Source organism: Nocardia sp. NBC_01377, assembly GCF_045040005.1.
Classification (GTDB): Bacteria; Actinomycetota; Actinomycetes; order Mycobacteriales; family Mycobacteriaceae; genus Nocardia; species Nocardia noduli.
Genome location: NZ_CP109568.1, coordinates 21,714 through 40,711 on the forward strand (window position 1 = coordinate 21,714; position 18,998 = coordinate 40,711).

Below are 18,998 nucleotides of genomic sequence, written 5' to 3' on the forward strand. Positions count from 1 at the left end.
CGGGCATTCGGGTTCATCTGTCCGCTCCGATTGAGGTGAGACCAGGGATCCACCATTTCAGACAAACGTCTCAGACGCAATGAGTATATAAGTTGGCGACCGCATGTTGGCACTTCACAGGAAGTTGGAGAGTTCTTGTCAGCCCGACCAGATGCGATGCAGTCCTCGGCGCGATATGTTGGAGACCTGGACTCGATCGGTAGTCGAAATCTATTGCAGCACAGCGTATTTTACGCATCGTGTTTTGCCGATAATGATCGTTATGACATATCGCCGATATATCGACGATATATCGGCTACGTTTCCCGCCTGGATGTCGTGGGCGGCGACACAGAGGTCTTCGCCACGAGCGATCGGGCTCCTACCTGGTAAAAGGCACAGTCGGTGAGCGTGTCTCACCCGAGTCCCACATACCAGAGATCGAGCAGGCTCGACCGGGACATGTCCGCAGCGAGCATCACGAGCCTGCCGGGCTTGAGGAACTGCGTTCGGGCGAGCTATTGGCCGACGCGGATTGGCGCCGTCGCGTGAAGCAGGCCAACCGCACCGGCGCGGGCCCGGCGATATCACCGGAACTGCCTATCGACTGGAACCGGGCACGGCGCTGAAGATGATGAAATCCGAGCGCGCGGCATGGGTTCACACCCACACCAAGCAGACGGCCCGAGTAGTCGCCTATGCGGTCCTCACGCCGCCGATTCGAGGGTTGCCGCCGATTCCGATAGTTCGGCATAGCCAAATTTCGTCACTGTGACAGATTGATAGCGTCGGTCGGCGCAATTCTTGTGCCATCCGTTGATCGCGATCGACTCGACTTCCTTGGCACCACTTGCACTTACAGTTCCGACCGCGCCGCCCGATTTGGTGAAAGTACGCTGGCTCCCCTGAGCTATCGAGCGCCACTGATGAGCGCGTCCCGGTGCCAGTAGTACACACGGAACGCGCGGCCCCACGAACCGGGCCACCTCTCCCAAGTCGCCGACACCGGAGGAATCCCGTCCTTGAGCACCTCGACATCGATAGCGGCTGGCAACCCTGTCACCCAGGTTCGTCGCCCGCGACAGACTGACGCACGCGAGGCTTTAGACCGATCTCGACCAGACGTGGCGGATGGCGGCGGACACTGCGCATCGCGCATGTGAGTTCCTCTCACCGAGGCCGCCGTCCAACCGATCCGGCCCGGACCAGCCCGACGACGACTCAGCTGTTGCGCTTTTGCGGCGGACTCCCGACAGGCACTCCCCAAGCAACTTCCCTCGTGGCGCCTCATCTTTCTCGACTTGCCACGAAGGAGGGAGGAGGCATCGCAACCCACTGCGGCCTGCCCAGAGCAGCTCCGACGACAGTCGCATTGGTTGTCTGCGTATGGCAGCGAACTGGAGGGTTACAGGGGCTCTGCTCGAGGCAAGGCCGCGAGGCTCCCCCGGCTTCCCCCCGACGCAGTCTTACCGAGACTCTGTATCGATTTGAGGACGCGCCCCGCCAGCGACGTGCGGTATTGCAACGAGTTGAGGTAAAGCCGGATGGTCCGACCTTTCCCAAGATGGTCTGCCCTTCGATGAGTGGGCCATCGGCTGGTCGGGGAGCAATAGTCACCTTCTCCTGGTCGATCCCCAGCCGCGCCTCCCCTATTCGATCCCGGAGCCGAGATCGTCTGACTTAGACCCTGCCTGCAAACCGATCGATCCGACCCCCAGGCCTGGGCAGTTCACTGCCCTGTCTGGCATTGCACCTGGACGCCCGTTGGTCCGATCTGCTCCGATCCTCCACCGGACATCGAGAGCACTGCGGCGCGGATACGAGACGCCGTCTCTGGCCGCGACTCTCGATGTCACTCACTCTGCCGACTGAGTCAGAGTCAGTCTGACAACGGTGTTGCGATAAGTCTTCGCCGCAGCGCGCGAACGGCGATCAGGAGTGATCAGCAAAGCTAGGCTCCGGCGGCGATGCTCCCGCAATGACGACTGCGGAGACCACGCGGCTGCGACTTCTTCGCCTTTATCTGACATCCCTCGGCTGCGCTAGGACCGTACTTGCTCGGCGACGCGTGTCCTGAGAGTAGCCGACACCATGCGAGGCGCAGAACCGCAACGTCAGGAAGAATAGGCCCACATCCATGCGGTGACCTGCGGAAATTACGTCACTGTGACGGCGAATTTGGACTATCTGAACGCACTGCGACTGAGGTCGATGACTCCGCAATAGACCACCTGGCGCACTACCGATCAGATAGCGCCAAGCATGAACGCCAGAATAAGCCTTCACTCACAGCACAGCATAACTACATGCGACACGCTGTTCTATACGTGTCACTATACCTTACCGGATTAGACATCCGATACATCACTCTATGTATCCATCTAGATCTGATCCCATGTGTCATACGATGCGTTGCCCTCAACCCATTGCGATACTGACTTCTATGCTCAGATGGATATGTCAACCGATAAAGCATGAGATACCTAGAGCATGAAGATGCACTCGAACCCTTCGCAGGGTGTCTTGTCAGGTCATTGAACTACGCTTGCTGTATGATCTCGAGCAATGCTCAGCAAAACACGTGGTAGAGAGGCACATGCATGGCCACAATCACAGCTAGCTTCGGCCTTGTAGATCTAAGTGCAACACGAGATGCACACGAACTCAGGCAGAAGCACCTAGATGTCACTCCTCTAGACCGTAAGGTTGTTGTCCTTGTTAATGGCAAGGGAGGAGTCGGTAAGTCGTCTACTTCGGCAGCTCTGGCGTACGATCTGGCTGCTATCGGCAATCGCGTCTTGCTCATAGAGATGGACGAACAGGGAAACAACTGCGAAGATCTCGGTATAACCGGTACTGCTATGGATGACAGGGGAGCTGCTCAGGTATCAGCCATACTGGATGGTGTGCCTCTTGTTCCGACCGGCGAGGCGCGACCCAATTTGTTCGTAGTCCCGGGTGGCATAGAACTCGAACATATCGTTGAAGAACTCTACGTCCAGCGTCGATTCGCCTCATACATGGATGACGAGGTAGATAAGAACACTTGGATGTGTATGTATGCCGCAGCTATCAACGCAGTACGTGACGAGTACGACGTCATTATCCTTGACGTTGCACCCGGTTCAGAGGTCTTGCAACTCCAGGCACTCGTGGCTGGTGACATGGTCATGATTCCATCAAAATCTGACCCTTCATCTCGCAAGGGCCTCCGCGTTGTGGCGCGTCGATTTGGGCAGGCTCTCGCCCAAAACCCCCGGATTAGGCTGCTGGGTGTGCTGCTGTTCGCCACCAACACGAGCGCAACTTTGGTGCAGAAGCAGATCAAACAAAACCTTGAAGCAGACCTCGGCGGCGCTGCACCGGTGTTCAAGCAGGCCATTCGTCATGTTGAAGCGGCAGCTGTGGCATGCCGCTCAAACGGACGGGTGCCACAGGAGATGCATGAACTCAAGGGGAAGGTCGAACCATCGGTGATGAAGTCCATCGCGTCGCTGGCGAGTGACTACCGCGCATTGGGCATGGAATTCCTCCAGGCATGGACGGCCCTGAACAAGGAAGAGGACGCAGCATGAGCAGCAAGGCCAACGACGACAAGGACTCGGACTCCCGTGTGGGTGGCCTACCAGCCGACGACTCCTTGAGCAGTTTCGCGGCTGCTGCTTCGGGCGCTATCCCTACCAGACGCAGTCCGCGCCCCGCCGATGCTTCGGTGGGTGGCGAAAAATTGCAATCGGTTCCCAGCCAGGAGAGCGCTTCCCACAGCGGCCAGTCGACGACAGCGACAGCCCCTGATGTTCATCGTCCCGACCGCACCTCGAACACGAGCAGGCGCACAACTACTCCACCTCGACGGAAGCCCGCACCGGCAGCGGTGAATCTGGACACCCGAGAGTTCGAGATCGGTTCTGTGACTGTCACGGTGACCGACCTCGGCCCGAGCGGTCAGGAAGCAACCGACTGTCTCGTTAACGTCAATTCCACGGTCCGGCAGCGGTTCACCGCTTATCAGACTGATTGCAAGCTCAATACTGGCAAAGAGCCCAGCAACGGTCTGGTCGTACGTCGAGCCTTCACAGCAGCGCGCAAGGAGGGCGCCGACGTATTCGCCCAGATGCTGGCCAGCCTCGACAGCATCCAAGTCCTCAGCGACGAAGATGACGATGACGACCCGGACGGCATTCTCGGTCCGGTTCCTGGGCGTCGAGTCGCCCGCGGACGAATGAAAGACAGTGCACAGCAGTCATTCCGGCCCAGCAAGCAGGAACTGGCCACCTATGACGCCGTCTCGGATGCGTTCGAGTTCCCCAGTCGGAGCGACTTCATCTCGGCGCTTCTCGACTACTTCCTTCCACCGCTGCCTACGACCAAGACCCGCCGTGCGAGGAAGATCGCGCCTAGCACTACGCCCCCCAGCGAGGCCGAGGGGTCATCGTCCGAACCTTCGGCGCGCTAGATAATTCACGCATGATGTAGCTGGCAGATCACATGGATAGTTCACGATCCGGGAGGAAAGGACGGCTCAACCCCGACCTGGTAGCCGCGAGCCGCGAAGCGGAACTGCCGTGATACATCGGCGCGTGCCCGCTGGAGTCGCCGGTGACTGGGCCGAAAATAGGCCGGGGGAGGGGGAGCGCGGATTGCGCCCCTCCGGGCTCTACGTATTCGGTGCGAACGGCTCGCCCTTGCCTGACGCTGCGATCTGCTCTAGGAGTCGAATTCGGGCTTCGAGGGCGGCGACTTGGCTTTCATGGGTGGCGACGACTGCCTCGAGCTGGGTCGTAGCGCGTGTGTCGGCCGCCGAGCGCTCGGCTGCGAGACGGTCCAGCTCGGTTTGATGGCGATTCCGCTCCTCATCGAGTCGGTCCTCGGCCTTCTCGGCTCGCCCGTTTGCGGCCAGGATGTCTTGGCGATGGGATTCGGTGTCAACTTCGATCCGTCGCAGCAGCTGATCTCGTTCTTGCGTCAACGCACGGTTGGCGTCCTGGGTAGCCGCCGCGGTCGCCGCGTCGCGCGCGGCCTCGCGTCGCGCCTGCTCGGCGTCGGCGCGGGCAGCTCGTTCCTTCTCACCGGCGGCGCGCGTCGCAATTTCCGCAGCCTCGGCTTTGGTCTCGGCCGCAACGATCCGGGTGGCGGCGTCGTCACTGATCGCGCGGACTTCTTCGTCGGCTCGTTGCTGGGCCTCCTGTGTTGCGGTGACGATCCGGGCTTCGGCGTCGCGCTGGGCGTTGGCTATCTCGTCGGCGGCGTCCTGCCGGATTCGCGCGATATCGTCGGCGGCCGCGCTTCGGGCGTCAGCTACGGCTTGCCGGTCGCGCTCGGCCTGCTCGGCTGCGGTGCGCTCCGCAGCTTCAGCGCGCTCGATCGATTCTTCGGCGGCCTCTTCCGCCTCGGCCCGGTCGCGCTCGGCCTGCTCTGCTCGTCTCGTGGCCTCGCGTGCGCGACCATCGGCGGCGAGGCGGGTGGTCTCGGCTGCTTCGACCTCTCGACGGGCGTCGAGCTGCACTGATTCGATCTCGGCTTGCCGAGCTTCGTCATCGCCGAGAAGGGCAACCTGCTGCCGCAGGCCAGCGGCCGTGCCGTTGATCTGCCTCGTCAGGTCCTCCGCCAGATCAACGAACCTCTGCACCTGCGCCGGGATCGACATTCGAGCGAGGCTGATCGGACGCTCATGGGTGTCGTCGTCGGCCGGCACTTCCTGCGTGGAGCCGTCGCGGTCGAGCCACCGTTTCAACCTCATGGACCTGCCCGCAGTGTGCTTCGGCCCTCCGCTCTCGTCCCGGACCACCGCGCAATAGGTACTCCGAGCGCCGCCTTTGCCTGTGGACGTGGGGGCGACCGGCGGGTGAAAGCATCCAGGGAATCGGCAGATCCACCGCCCCAATTTTGTCGAGTGGACGAAACGGTGCAGGTCGTGAGCGGCAGAGATTCGGGCCGGTTGCGTTGCGACGTGGTCGGCCCGCGCGATGAGGTCCGCCGCCTCCTCACCGGTTACCGCACCGCGGCTAAGGGCCTCGTCGACCGCTGCTCGTGTTGCTTCGAGCGCTTCTCCAACGGGGAAGACATCGTCGTGTCCGACCGGGCCCGAAGCGCGAGTATCAGTTGCCATTCAGCAATAATATCATATCTAACATATCTATCATCACTTACATGACGCTACGTAAGTAATGATAGATATGATTCCTTTCGTCTGTCGACGGCACAGCCTTGTGCCCGGTGTCGGTTCTCAAGGTGATGTGGCGAGACGGTGGCGGATTCGCATTGGATGTGGCGAAAAGGGGTCCCGGTAGCATTCGCCGAATTTCGGGCGGATATGACGTCACCGGAGGTCAGGGGCAGCGGTCAACTCAGTGACGTCGGTCTGCTCCTGGGCCAATGAGGCTGGTGAGGTCGCGCATGGCCTGGGGTGAGGGTTTGAAGTAGCGGCGCAGGTTCTCGGCCTTGCGGTGCCGGGATTTTGCCATCAGTTCCAGCAGGCTGGCGCCTGCCTCGCCGAGGTGGGTGAGGCCTGAGTGGCGGAGTTCGTGCAGGTCCCATCCGGTTCCGGGACCGTCGATTGCGGTGGCCGCGTCGAGTAGGTCGCGGGCCTGGTCGTAGGACAGCCGGGCCAGCTCGGTGTCCGGGCACACGTCGCGGTCGGCGAGGTATTTCCCGGGCCCGGGTCGCCTGTGGGTGACGAACAGCGGTCCGCGGGTGCGGCCCTTGATCAGACGGGGCAGCAGCCGTGCGGTGCCAGCGTCCCAGTACACGGTTTCCAGGACGTGCTCGTGGTGGGCGGCGCCGCGGCGGCGGGTGCGTGGTTTGGCACCCTTGGACTTCACCGGAGCGCAGCGGCCGGGCAGGTCGAGATCCTCGATGTTGAATCTGCAGCAGTTCCTCTGCGCGGGCGCAGGTTTCGTACAGCATCCGCCACAGCGTCTTCTCGCGGAGGTGGACGTCACGGCGAGCGATGAGCCGGTCGATCGCGGTCCGGGAACGGATCGGGGTGCCGGAGTCCGGCGGGGTGGATCGCCCGGCCGATGCCGGGACTGCCGGTGCGTCCCAGCCTTGTTCGCGGCACCAGTTCAGCCACTTGCCGACCGCGGCGCGGCGCGCGTTCCAGGTGTTCACCGCCGCTGAACCCCACAGGGCCTCCAGCGCGGCACCGATCTCGGTGTCGGTGACCGCCGCCAGAGCCCGGCTGTCCGCGCGCAGCCCGTCCGGGCCGCGGCCGTGGAGTTGGTCGGCGGTCTTGAGGATCGCGATGGTGTAGGCGCGGCGGGTGTTCGGGGAGCCGATGGTGTCCAGGTACGCCTCGGCCGACGCCCGCACCGTGCGGGGCGGTACCGCCCGGATCCGGGTCACCGTGCCCGCCATCGCCATTGCCCTCCGGTGCTTGCCCCGGATAACGGGCCCGCTTCGTGTACGCGCGTCAGCGGGTCCGCCGCAGGTCGACTCCCACGATACCTCGGATAACAGCCCGTTATCCGGGCTCTGGCCCATATTTCATCTGATGAAAGATTGTCTGCGTCAACAGATTTGGTCTCTGAGCTGCGGGAATTTGCTGGCCCCCGACTTGGGTCGATAGCGCGAGAGGTATCGGAGCCGGGGCTGTGATCAGCCGCTCTTCACCCGATATATCATCTGATGAAGGAATCATTCGGTGGATGTTGGGGTGTTGGGTGGCGGGATCGCGAAGGTTGGAGGTCGCTGGCGCGGCCCATCGGGTGGTGGCGGCCGGGGTGCCGTTGCTGCGTCCGGACGTGCAGGTGTTCGAGGCGATGCTGGAAGGGTGGCGGCAGCAGCAGCTGAGCCGGAACCTGGCCTTCGGCACTGTCGATGCCCGATTGGATCTGCTACGGCGGTTTCAGGACCACTCCGGTGAGTTCCCGTGGCAGTGGACGCCGCAGCATCTCGAGGAGTGGTCGACCGATCTACGTGCCGTGCGCGGGCTGGCGCTGTCGACGGTGCGGGCCTACCAGCTGGCGATCCGCTCGTTCCTTGGCTACGTCTGTGAACCGCTCTATGGGTGGGATGTCGAGTGCGAGAAGCGATTCGGCACTCACCCGATCCAGATCAGCCACGACTGGAACAGCGCCAAGCACATCCTCGACGTCGAGGGACGCCCGCAGCGGCGGGCACTGACCCGGCAGGAGTTGCAGCTGCTGTTCGATGCGGCGGACGAGATGGTGGAGGAGATCCGCCGCAACGGGCGCAAGGGCGCCGTGGCAGCGTTCCGCGACGCGGCAATGTTGAAGACCGCCTATGCTTTTGGGCTTCGTCGCCGGGAACTGGTGCGGTTGGAGGTCCACGATTTCGGTCGCAACCCCAAGGCGACGGAGTTCGGCGACTTCGGTGTCTGCTACGTCAGGTTCGGCAAGGGCAGCCAGGGCAGCGGCCCGAAACGGCGCAGCGTGCTGACCGTGATGCCGTGGTCGGTCGACATCCTCACGGAGTGGGTGGACGATATCTGGTCCTACTGCCGCCGCGAGAACAGCGCGGCATTGTGGCCGTCGGAGCGGTCGCAGCGGATGAGTGAGACCCGGTTCAACGCGGCGTTCGTCAAGCTCCGAGAGCGGGTAGGCCTGCCGGCCGAACTTGGACCGCACTGCCTGCGCCACAGCTACATCACTCATCTGATCGAGGACGGCTTCGACCCGCTGTTCGTTCAACAGCAGGTCGGGCACGAGCACGGCAGCACGCTGTCGGTCTATACCTCGGTCTCCTCCGACTACAAGACGACCGTGCTGCGGGCCGCTCTCGACAAGGTGATCGAGCAGGCCTGCGGCGAGAAGGGGCAGAGATGACCACCAAGAAGATGGGCTACAACTGGCTGCTGCGCGAACGGATGGCCGAGCAGGGCATGTGGAAGACCACCGAGCTGGCGCCGCTACTGGCCGACCGCGGCATCCATCTGTCAAACGTGCAGATCTACCGGCTGGTGTCCGGCAAGCCTGAGCGCCTGTCCCTGCCGATCCTGGTCGCGCTCTGCGACATTCTGTCCTGCACCCCGAACGACCTCATCGCTCCGCAGGTCGAAACCGTCAAGTCGCGCAAGGCGGTCGGCGCTGACCTGTCCGACGATGTCGTCGACCTCAATCGGATCGGTAGGCCACGGCGGGCCCGCATCACCCCGGACTCCCAGTGAGCAACAAACCCAGCTCCTGCGCCCGCTGCGGCCAGATGCGGCCGCGGTCGGTCCGCTGGCCGGATGGTGTCATCTGCGCCAGTTGCCACCGGGCCGTCTACCGTCGCATCGGTGTCTGCTCCGACTGCGGACACTGCCGAGTCCTCCCCGGCCAGCGCGACGAAGACCAGCTCTGCGCACCCTGCTTCGGCATCACTGGATTCGCTTGTGACACTTGCGGTGCTGACGATCAGATCTTGTGGGGAGTCCGAGAATGCGAACGATGCGCGCTACACCGCAGAGTGAGCACGATCCTCGATGACGGCACCGGCTCTGCAGCGGTATTCCTGACCCCGTTGGTCGATGCGTTGTGCTCGTCGAAGAACCCGGCCAGCGTCGAAAAGTGGCTTCGCTATCCGGGCGTCGGTGATCGGCTGCGGGCGCTGGCGACCGGCGACCTGCCGCTGACCCACGAAGCCTTCTCCGCCCTGCCTCGCTCCCACAGCGTCCGCTACCTGCGCGAACTTCTCATGTCGACCGGTCTTCTGCCGCAACGCAATCCAGGACTGCTGAAGTTCGATGAATGGACGGCCGACCTGCTCAGCGGGATCGCCGCGACCGACGACCGCCAGGCCCTCGCCACCTACATTCGGTGGCACCACCGCCACCGGATCCTGCAGCAACTCGACAACGGCGCCCTTCGCGCCTCGGCCTTCTCGACCGCCCGCCAGCAATCAAGGGCCGCGTTGGATTTTCTGAACTGGCTGAGGGCTCGTGGAACCCTCTTGGCCGAATGCACACAGCACGATATCGACGATTGGTTTGCCGACGGCCCGACAACCCGCCTTCTGGCCCGCATCTTCATGACCTTCGCCATCCGGCGACGGCTCTGCCCGAAGTTGCGAATTCCCAACCCACCCAGGGGCGCCGCTCCGGCGGCGCAACCCCAGCCGGAGCGGATCGCACTGATCCGCGAACTGTTCACCGAGGACACCTTGCCCCCGATCGACCGCGTCGCGGGTCTTCTGGTCCTGCTCTATGCCATGCCCGCCACCCGCATCGCTCAAATCAGGCTGGACGACGTGACCATCCAAGACGGTCAGGTGTTCCTGCGGATCGCCGAAGAAGACCTGCCGATGCCCGAGCCCCTGGACAGTCTCATCACCGATCTGATCACCCAACGTCGCAACATGGGCACCGCAGCCAACCCGACGTCACCCTGGCTACTACCCGGGCAGCGACCGAACCGCCCGATCAGCACCGCCAGGCTCCGGGAACGGCTTCGCCAACTCGGCGTCACCGGCGCCGGCCGGGTCGCGGCCTTAAACGAACTGCTGCGGGAGATCCCCGCGCCGGTCCTCGCGGACCTTGTCGGCTGCAACCCGAAATTCGCTGCGGAACGCGCCTCGCTCATCGCTACGGACTGGTCCAACTACGCCGCTATCCGAGCCCGCCGAGCACCCTCACATCCGTGATTGCCAGGGGGAATACGAGCAGGTCAGATATGGGATGGCACCGACAGCAACACCGGAACCCGCCGTACGTTCCTTCTCGACGTGGTCGTCGATTCGTGTGGCCTGGCGGTAGTCGGAGATCCTCTTCCGGAAAAAGCTGTCAGAGAACGATTCCGCGGCGCCTGTGAATCACTTGGCAGCCTCGAGGTTGCCGCGAACAGCCACGGTGATCGGATGGACCGACCCCAGGACACGCTCACAGTCGAGAAGCAGTCGCTCCCACAGCGGGATCGCTTCCCCGAGCCGCCCCACCGACCGGTAGGCGTAGGCGAGGTTGTTGCGGGAGGCCAGGGTGTTGGGGTGGTCCTCGCCCAGGACCCGCTGCTGGTCGGTGAGGGTGCGTTCGTAGAGCGGGATCGCTTCCCCGAGCCGCCCCACCGACCAGTAGGCGTAGGCGAGGTTGTTGCGGGAGGCCAGGGTGTCGGGATGGTCCTCGCCCAGGACCCGCTGCCGGTCGGTGAGAGTGCGTTCGAACAGCGCGATCGCCTCCCCGAGCCGCCCCGCCGACTGGTAGGCGTGGGCGAGGTTGTTGCGGGAGTTCAGGGTGTTGGGGTGGTCCTCGCCCAGGACCCGCTCGGAGTCGGTGAGGGTGCGTTCGTAGAGCGGGATCGCGTCCCCGAGCCGCCCCGCCGACTCGTAGGTGTAGGCGAGGTTGTTGCGGGAGTTCAGGGTGTTGGGGTGGTCCTCGCCCAGGACCCGCTCGGAGTCGGTGAGGGTGCGTTCGTAGAGCGGGATCGCGTCCCCGAGCCGCCCCGCCGACTCGTAGGCGTAGGCGAGGTTGTTGCGGGAGGACAGGGTGTCGGGGTGGTCCTCGCCCAGGACCCGCTGCCGGTCGGTGAGAGTGCGTTCGAACAGCGCGATCGCCTCCCCGAGCCGCCCCGCCGAGTCGTAGGCGTAGGCGAGGTTGTTGCGGGAGTTCAGGGTGTTGGGGTGGTCCTCGCCCAGGATTCGCTCGTAGTCGGTGAGGGTGCGTTCGTAGAGCGGGATCGCGTCCCCGAGCCGCCCCGCCGACTCGTAGGCGAGAGCGAGGTTGTTGCGGGAGGCCAGGGTGTCGGGGTGGTCCTCGCCCAGGACCCGCTGCCGGTCGGTGAGGGTGCGTTCGTAGAGAGCGATCGCCTCCCCGAGCCTTCCCGCCGATTCGTAGGCGTAGGCGAGGTTGTTGCGGGAGGACAGGGTGTCGGGGTGGTTGTGGCCGAGGACCCGCTCGTGGTCGGTGTGGGTGGTGTGGGCTTGGGTGATCGCTCGTGTGGTGTCGGCGGCTTTGATGAGTTGCCGGGTCGTCCACCGGCGGTACTTCAGCACCGTGGTGGTGGTGTCGGTGTCGAGCCCACCGTGATCGGTCGCTTCCCAGAGTGTTTCGATGTGGTCGACCAGTCGTGAACCTTCCTCACGCCGCTGGTAGGCCTCCGATTCGCCGAACAGCAGTGGTGTGATCACCGCGGTGGCGTCGAGGGCGAGCCGGTCCAGGGTGGTGGCGTGGGCGCGTTCGCGGACCACACGGGCCAGGAGCCGGTGCATCACGACCGTGTCCCCGGTCACCGACCACGACAACAGCGAACCCTGCACACACCGCTGCAACGCTATGTCCAGCGATCCGTCGCGGTCGGGCAGCATGACACGGTCCACGCCGTCGGGAGCCAGCATCGACATCACCCCCACCAACCAGCGCACCGTGTCGTCGAGTGCGGGGTCGCCGGTGGGGGTTTCGATGGTCTGGAGCGCCAGCAGCAGCGCTTCCTCGACCGCGAGGGGATGCTCACTACCGCCGCCGCGCGGCAGTACCGCCGACAACCGTTGCGCGGCCAACAGCTCCTGGTAGCGGGGGTAGTCCAGGCGACGGCCGGTGATCGTGGCCGCCGCGGCCGACAACGCCAACGGCAGATCACCCAGATCGGCGGCCACCAGGTCGGCGCCGGGCGGATCGTTGAGTCCGGTCGCGTCGGTGAGGTAGTCCACCGACTCGGCTCGGGCGAAACCTGCACCGGCGTCGACGAGTTCACCGAACCCGGCGAAAGCCCGGTCGGTGCTGGTGATCACCACCCGCGTCACCCCACCCACCGGAAGAAACGCGTCGACCCGGTCAGGGCCGACGGCGTTGTCGATGACCAGCAACGCCGGGACGTCCCGCCCGGACAGGTGATCACGCAGCCGGTGCGCCGATTTCTCGGAGTCGCCGTCGGGGTCGGCGACCCCGACCCGGGCAGCGACCTCCCCCAAACCGGACAGCAGGGTATCGGAGGTCTCGGCGTTGACCCACGCCACCAACCCCGGCCCACCCGCCGCGATCACCTCCCGCGCGTAGGCGGCGGCGACCTGGGTCTTACCCGCACCCCGCATCCCACACACCACCACCCCCACCAGCGACCGGCCCAGCGTCTCCCGCAACTCCCGCACCTGGGCGCGGTCCACAAAATGCTTGGCCCGGCGCGGGATACGGCCCACCACCATCAACCCCGACCCGGTCTCGACCGCAGGCAACCCGGCCACACCCACATTGATCGTGGTGCGCGAGTTGTCGACAGTGATGGCGCGGGCCGACGCCTTCCCGAACCAGGTACCCGAACCCACCGCAGACGAGGACGAGGACGGGGTCACGGGTGTGAGGCACCACCACCGGGACCGGACTCGACATCGGAGATATCGATATCCTCACGAAAACGGCCACGGCGCATCCGCACCCCGGTACCCGGGGACTTCACGTTCCTGACCCGGAATCCGCGCGCCTTCACATTGCCGACATCGACCCCACCCGCCGGAGGAGCCGCCGGAGGCTGGTTGCTCTGCGCCCACACCGACACCACCACCACCCCGAGGGTGAACGCCACGACCGCGCCCCACACCCACAGCGAGTAATCGCCGCTGGTCGCGAGATTCACCACCACCGCCAACCCCGTACCCACCACAGCACTCACCACCGCACGCACCACCGTCTGCCCCCAACTCACGCCCGACCTCCATCCTCGAACATCCGGTATATGGCCATCGATCCTCACAGCACCACCGCAGAACCACCAGCCGACACACACAATGCCGCCCACCAGCCACCAACCGTTACACCCCACCCGCACAACCCAATCCACATCCCGGACGGTCGCTCAACAACCAACCAACCACCCGTGCGGATCGGCCCGCAGGCCAGCCGCCGTACCCGATAACCCAGAATGCAGACCGCTTCGGACCCCCGCGCTACCTCGGATAACAGCCCATTATCCGGGGTAATGTGGCCCGCGCCGAGTGCTGCGGAGTCGGCCTTCGCGGCTATGGCAGTACGACGAGTCGTTTGCCGCGCAGGTCGGTTCGCTGCCACGCGGTTTCGATGTCGCTCAGCGGAATCGTCGCCAGGTCGAAGGTGAGCTCGCCGGACCGTGTCCACTCCACGATCTGCCCGTACATCCTGCCCATGGTCTCCGCGTCGAGCCCCTTGGCCGCACCGTAGATCTCGACTCCGGAGGTGCGCAGACTCTCGGCGGTGAGGGTGAGCCCGCGGCCGGCGGCCTCACCGACCTGGATCAAGCGCGTCGATTTCGGGAACGCGAACGACTCCGGAACCAGGGTGCGCAACAAGATCTCGGTCGGCCGGCCCCACAGATAGTCCAAGACCACGTCGTAGCCCTCACCCTTGGCTTCGGTGAACGCCCGCGCCAACGCGTCGTCGCCGACAGCGGTATTGATGACGGTGTCGGCGCCGAGCGCCCGCACGTCGCGGAGCTGATCGTCGTCACGGCCGGTCGCGACGATCCGCCCCGCTCCGAGCAGCCGGGCCACCTGGACCGCGAGTCGCCCGGCGACGCCGGTAGCCCCTTGGATCAGTACCGTCTCGCCGGGAACGAAACCGGCGGCCGTGGTGATGGACATGCCGGTGATGGCCGTGGCCAGCACGGTGGCGACGGCCGGATCGATTCCCTCGGGGATCGGGACGTACGCGGCGGCGGCCACCACGGTCTTCTCGGCGAGCGCACCGTAAGGCCGCCGGGGGTTACCGAAGCCGACGAGGGTGCCGTCGGGCAGCGCGCCGACGCCGTCGAAGGCAGGGATCGCCGGGAGTTCGGTGAGGAATTGCCCACTGGCGTAATGCGTTCCGGTCGCGATCGCCTTGTCGACGTTCTCGACCGCAACGGCCTTCACATCGATGATCACTTCCCCCTCACCGGCCACCGGATCCGGAAAGTCCTCGTATCGCGGAACGCTCCCGATCTCGTGCAACACCGCGGCTTTCACCGCAGCTCCTGACCGAAGAACGCCGCGATCCGCGTCTGCCACCCCACCAGCACCCGAGGCTGGCGGGCGGGTGAGTGATTCCACCGGTGGTCGAGCACCCGGTTGTGGACAGCGGGGTTCCGCCACGCCTGCCTGTGGCGCGTGGCGCCCTGGTGGCCGGGTGTCCGCTCGGCGTGAGCGGGAACCCCGGGAACTCGGTGGGTCGCCCAGTGCAGCAAATCCCGCATCGAATGCTGGTGTGTCATTTTCATCCTCCTGTGTCTGCGGTCTCGGCGAAGACTCATGGTCGTCTCTATCGCCGATAGAGACGACTCTATCAGTGATAGAGTCGTGGCGGGAGGTGTGTGTTGACATTGGACCGAGGGCGCATCGTCACCGAGGCGATCGCATTGCTGGATGCCGAGGGTCTCGACGGGGTGACCCTGCGAAAGCTGGCCGCACGGCTGGGTGTGCGGCAGCCGACCCTGTACTGGCATCTGCCCAACAAGGCAGCTCTGGTCACCGCGCTCGCCGAGGCGATCCTCGATCAGGAGTTCGGTGAGCTGTCACCGCCGGCGCCGCAGGAGCGCTGGCAGGACTGGCTCAGCGAGCTGGCCCAGCGGCTGCGCCGTGCGCTGCTGGCCCACCCCGACGGTGCGCGTGTGCTGTCGGCTTCCCAGCTCTCGCTGAAGATGGCCGACATCTCTGAGCTGGCGATGAGCACGCTGGTGGCGCGAGGTGTTCCGTTGCACCGTGCTCGGGTGATCGTGCTGGCGGTGGAGCGTTTCACCGTCGGCCACGTCCTCGAAGAGCAGGCCCCTCGCCCGGACCCCGACGCGATGAACGACTTCGACATGGCGGCATTCACCGAACAGCACCCGACCGTGATCGCCGGCATCACCGAATACTTCCGGCCCGGTCGCACAGTCGACGACCTGTTCAGCGAGTGCCTCGAGGTGGTCATCGCGGGCGCAGCAGCCACCACCGGATAACCCTCAGCGACAGCACTTCTCACGGGCACCCGGTCAGAACAGAGTGTCGCGAACGCGCAGCGGCCGGTAGCCGGTGGGGCCGAGTTGAGCGAGCTCGGCGTCGATGTCGACCTCGATCGCACCGAAGAAGTTGATGTTCTCGCTGTGCGCCGGACTGATATGCGCCAGCACATCGTCATCGATCCGACGCCCAGCTCGGCGCATCTGGTCGACGGCGAGCCCGTAGTACTCAGTGGTCCAGGCGATCACCGCGTTGGTGGCCAGGGTCAGACACCACGCCTGCTCGGTCTGTGCCTCCAGATGCCGGGCCCGGATCATGCCCTCGTGGGCGTAGAGCAGGTCGCGTTTGAGTGCGTGCACCGATTCGCCCTTGTTGAGCTGGCGGGCGATCCTGCGCCGATAGTCGGGATCCGACAAGTATTTCGCGGCGTAGACCGTTCTGCGCAGGGCCCCGTACTCCTTCAACGCCGCAGCGAGCGCGTTCTGTCGGCCCGACGCGGACAGCTTGCCGACCAGCAGGGACGCGGTGGCATACCCGAATTTCAATGATCCGGCCAACCGGAGCAGATCGTCGTAGTGTTCGGCGATGAGATCGGTGTTCAGCTTGCGAGTCAGCAGCGGGCCCGCGTGCGGAAACCGGGATTCGGCCTCCGCACGCGACCCCGGCCGGTAGAGCGTGATTTTGCCGAGGTCCCGGATCCGCGGCGACAGTTGCAGCCCGAGCAGGTCGAACAGTCCGAAATTCACCAGCGTGACCCCATGCGTGTCGGTAGCGTGCTCGGTGATCGGCAGATCCGATGCGTTGCCGAGAATTTCATCGAGCACGTAGTGGGCCTCGCGGCGGGTGGCGACGATGATCTTTGTGCCGTAGGTGGCATGCTGATCGGTGACCCAGGTGTACGTCGACAGGCCCTCCTCCGCGAAATACCTGCTCAGAGCCCTGGCCGTGACCGACTTGCCACGTGTGGGGAACCGCTGCCCGTCGCTCGAGGACAAGGTTCCGGTACCGAATGCCGCGGTCAGCGGCAGCCGCTGGTGGTAGTCGATGAGCGCCAGGTTCCCCGCCCGCAGTGTTTCCTCCCGTACATACCACTCCTTGGTCCAGGTGAGGATGTCGTAGGAGATGCCCGTCGCATCCGCCATGCTGGTCAGGCCGAGATTCGTGGCACCGGCCAGCAGGACGGCAATGAGGTTGCGTTTGAGTTCTGGTGTGCGGGCCTGCTTTCCGGTGGCATGTGTGAAGCAGTCCAGGAAACCGGTGCGTTTGTCCAGCTCGATCAGCAGCGACACGATCGGCGCGAATGGCAGCATCTCGGTCAGCTCGGCCTTGAGTGCGGTCGCTTCGGCCGGGATGTCTTCGGCGGTCAGCGGCGAGATCACCAGGTCCCCGTCCTCGTCCAGGCGTACCGGCCCGTCACCGTCGGCGAGTACGGTTTCCAGCTCGCCGACCGCGGCGTGCAGCTCGTCGGTGGCCGCGGCCAGGGCGCGGGCGGGATCGGCGGATTTGCCGACCAGGCGGCAGAACTCGGCGCGCTGCGGCTCCCACTGCTGGGGTGTGAGCAGGTAGGCGGCCGGATCGGCATAGCGGCGGGATCCGCGCACGAACACATCCCCGGTCCGCAACCCGTCTCGTAGGCACAGCAGCACGCACAGCTCCCAGTAGTGCCGGTAGGCGGTGGCACTTCCCGCTTTGCGAGCCTCGTCCAGGTAGCCGCGCCACTTGGACGGTACGAACCCGGCCGGCGCTTCTTCGGGCACCTTGCGGGAACCGGTGGCATTGAGCTCCCGCAGGATGTCCACCGCGAGCAGCAGCTCGGTCGCCGCGGTACCACCGGCGAACCGAACCGTCGACAACACAGCCGGGGTGAACTGCCGCAGATAGCTGTAGGAGGAATCCAACGCGGCCAGATGCCCATGATCACGCGGCAGGCGGGGCTTGGCCTGCGCAATCGCCGCCCGCAACCGGTCCCACCCGATCCGCTCGCTCCGGATCAGACTGCCGATCTCCTCGTCGGGGATCTGCGGGTCGCAGGCGATGGACAGCAGCTCGTCCAACAGAGCTTGCCGGTCTTCGCCGGTCTTGCCGCGTTCGGCCAACTGCTCGTGCATCCGTCTTTCAGCCGTGCTGAACTTCGCCGAGATCGCCTGGTCGAACAGCTGCACCACCTCGTCGAGCACCTCGGTAGCCGACTGCGCCAGCACCGTCAGCAGGATCGGGTAGCGGCGCTGCGGATCCCGCCGTTCCAGGGCCTGCGGGGTCAGCCGCCGCCCCATCGTGGCCAGAAACCGGCGTCGTTCCGCCGGCAGCACCGACATATCCAGGGTGTCCGCGCCCAGACCGCGCAGAAACCCGAGCTTGTCGACTTCGGCCTTCACTGCTTTCGCCGATGCTTCCACCGGCCCGGTCGACAGCCACCGCACCCGCGAGGTCCCGATCGAGGCATCGATAGCCAGCAGCGCATCCAACTCTGCACACCGCTCCGACGTGAATTCATGCGCCAACCGGTCGTAAGTCTCGGACTGAGCCTGCTTGCGGGCGTGGGCGACTCGCTCCACCACCGTGACCGGGCCCGGCCGGATCACCCGCGCCGAGATCAGATACTCACACGCCAGACGGAACAACAACGTCGGCGAGTCGTGCTCCAGCGCCCGCGCTAGCAGGAACTCGTCCAGCTCCTTCAACTCCAGCCCACCCGACGGCCGCCAACCGAGATATTGCGCCGCCAGCCGAACGTGCTCCGTCCGAGTCTTGGCGCGTCTGCCGTACGTGCCGATCTCCGCCGGATTCAGCTTCAGCTGCTCCGCCAACCGGGCCACCGCCACCGGCGGCGCCGCCGACACCTTGTCCGGCACGAATCCCAGCCACGGCAAGGCACACAACGCCACCGACAGGCCCAACCGATCCGCCGGACCCCGACCACGGCCCGGATCGACGAACGCCAAATCGGCTGGCGTCAGCGTGAAATACCGGAACAACTCCTCCCGACTGATCTCCGGGAACTCGCGCAGACGCTGCAACTCCTCGTCCGCGAACAGCCGCGTCGCCACGAACCCCAACCTCCAGCTGCGCCGATCAACCTCATCAGCAGCCAAGCACCAACGACCCAAGCCCGCAGCACGAACACGAAACCCGCTCCTACCAGGCAGCTACGCCATATCCGCCCGATTTTCGGCGATTACTACCGGAACCCCGAAAAGTGACCCCCGTCG

12 protein-coding genes and 1 pseudogene are annotated in these 18,998 nt (G+C 65.0%); 6 read left to right on the top strand and 7 right to left on the bottom strand.

Annotated features, from left to right (window positions below; genetic code table 11):
- Positions 1 to 2,579: 2,579 nt before the first annotated feature.
- Both OG225_RS43000 and OG225_RS43005 read left to right on the top strand, forming a co-directional pair.
- The gene (locus OG225_RS43000) at positions 2,580 to 3,554 is read left to right on the top strand and encodes a ParA family protein (protein ID WP_331761147.1); all 975 of its coding nucleotides are present in this window, start codon (positions 2,580 to 2,582) and stop codon (positions 3,552 to 3,554) included.
- A complete protein-coding gene (locus tag OG225_RS43005) occupies positions 3,551 to 4,435 on the top strand; it encodes a hypothetical protein (protein ID WP_405183699.1) in 885 nt (294 codons plus the stop codon). The genes OG225_RS43000 and OG225_RS43005 overlap by 4 nt, the downstream gene beginning before the upstream one ends.
- A gap of 201 nt (positions 4,436 to 4,636) precedes the next feature.
- On the opposite strand, the gene OG225_RS43010 is transcribed toward OG225_RS43005, so the two are convergent.
- On the bottom strand, positions 4,637 to 5,719 hold the full coding sequence (locus OG225_RS43010) for a hypothetical protein (protein WP_331761152.1): 1,083 nt from the start codon (positions 5,717 to 5,719) through the stop codon (positions 4,637 to 4,639).
- A 607-nt stretch (positions 5,720 to 6,326) separates the two neighbouring features.
- Positions 6,327 to 7,335 (bottom strand): annotated as a pseudogene (locus tag OG225_RS43015) (tyrosine-type recombinase/integrase).
- 353 nt (positions 7,336 to 7,688) lie between these two features.
- Between OG225_RS43015 and OG225_RS43020 the strand changes: the two are divergent.
- From OG225_RS43020 to OG225_RS43030, 3 genes are all read left to right on the top strand, one after another.
- Positions 7,689 to 8,765, top strand: a complete 1,077-nt coding sequence (locus OG225_RS43020) for a tyrosine-type recombinase/integrase (RefSeq protein WP_405183700.1) — start codon at positions 7,689 to 7,691, stop codon at positions 8,763 to 8,765.
- A complete protein-coding gene (locus OG225_RS43025; RefSeq protein ID WP_331761156.1) occupies positions 8,762 to 9,106 on the top strand; it encodes a helix-turn-helix transcriptional regulator in 345 nt (114 codons plus the stop codon). The genes OG225_RS43020 and OG225_RS43025 overlap by 4 nt, the downstream gene beginning before the upstream one ends.
- 281 nt (positions 9,107 to 9,387) lie before the next feature.
- Positions 9,388 to 10,560: a hypothetical protein gene (locus tag OG225_RS43030; RefSeq protein WP_331761158.1), complete on the top strand. Its 1,173-nt coding sequence runs from the start codon at positions 9,388 to 9,390 to the stop codon at positions 10,558 to 10,560.
- Between the two features lie 168 nt (positions 10,561 to 10,728).
- On the opposite strand, the gene OG225_RS43035 is transcribed toward OG225_RS43030, so the two are convergent.
- The 4 genes from OG225_RS43035 to OG225_RS43050 form a co-directional block, all read right to left on the bottom strand.
- Positions 10,729 to 13,167, bottom strand: a complete 2,439-nt coding sequence (locus tag OG225_RS43035) for a tetratricopeptide repeat protein (protein WP_331761159.1) — start codon at positions 13,165 to 13,167, stop codon at positions 10,729 to 10,731.
- A gap of 23 nt (positions 13,168 to 13,190) precedes the next feature.
- Positions 13,191 to 13,544, bottom strand: coding sequence for a hypothetical protein (locus tag OG225_RS43040; protein ID WP_331761161.1), 354 nt, complete (start codon positions 13,542 to 13,544; stop codon positions 13,191 to 13,193).
- A gap of 313 nt (positions 13,545 to 13,857) precedes the next feature.
- Positions 13,858 to 14,817, bottom strand: a complete 960-nt coding sequence (locus tag OG225_RS43045) for a zinc-binding alcohol dehydrogenase family protein (RefSeq protein WP_405183701.1) — start codon at positions 14,815 to 14,817, stop codon at positions 13,858 to 13,860.
- Entirely contained in the window at positions 14,814 to 15,062 is a 249-nt protein-coding gene (locus tag OG225_RS43050) for a hypothetical protein (RefSeq protein WP_331761165.1), read from the bottom strand. The genes OG225_RS43045 and OG225_RS43050 overlap by 4 nt, the downstream gene beginning before the upstream one ends.
- Before the next feature lie 99 nt (positions 15,063 to 15,161).
- On the opposite strand from OG225_RS43050, the gene OG225_RS43055 reads away from it, so the two are divergent.
- Positions 15,162 to 15,788 (top strand): TetR/AcrR family transcriptional regulator C-terminal domain-containing protein, encoded by a 627-nt coding sequence (locus tag OG225_RS43055; RefSeq protein WP_331761167.1) that lies wholly within the window; start codon positions 15,162 to 15,164, stop codon positions 15,786 to 15,788.
- A 33-nt stretch (positions 15,789 to 15,821) separates the two neighbouring features.
- On the opposite strand, the gene OG225_RS43060 is transcribed toward OG225_RS43055, so the two are convergent.
- Positions 15,822 to 18,836, bottom strand: coding sequence for a Tn3 family transposase (locus OG225_RS43060; protein ID WP_331761265.1), 3,015 nt, complete (start codon positions 18,834 to 18,836; stop codon positions 15,822 to 15,824).
- Positions 18,837 to 18,998: the final 162 nt, after the last annotated feature.

Excerpts from the sequence above, each read along its gene's own strand:
- OG225_RS43010 (WP_331761152.1), bottom strand. The coding sequence starts at position 5,719 with ATGAGGTTGAAACGGTGGCTCGACCGCGACGGCTCCACGCAGGAAGTG.
- OG225_RS43050 (WP_331761165.1), bottom strand. The coding sequence starts at position 15,062 with ATGACACACCAGCATTCGATGCGGGATTTGCTGCACTGGGCGACCCAC.
- OG225_RS43000 (WP_331761147.1), top strand. The coding sequence starts at position 2,580 with ATGGCCACAATCACAGCTAGCTTCGGCCTTGTAGATCTAAGTGCAACA.
- OG225_RS43025 (WP_331761156.1), top strand. The coding sequence starts at position 8,762 with ATGACCACCAAGAAGATGGGCTACAACTGGCTGCTGCGCGAACGGATG.
- OG225_RS43005 (WP_405183699.1), top strand. The coding sequence starts at position 3,551 with ATGAGCAGCAAGGCCAACGACGACAAGGACTCGGACTCCCGTGTGGGT.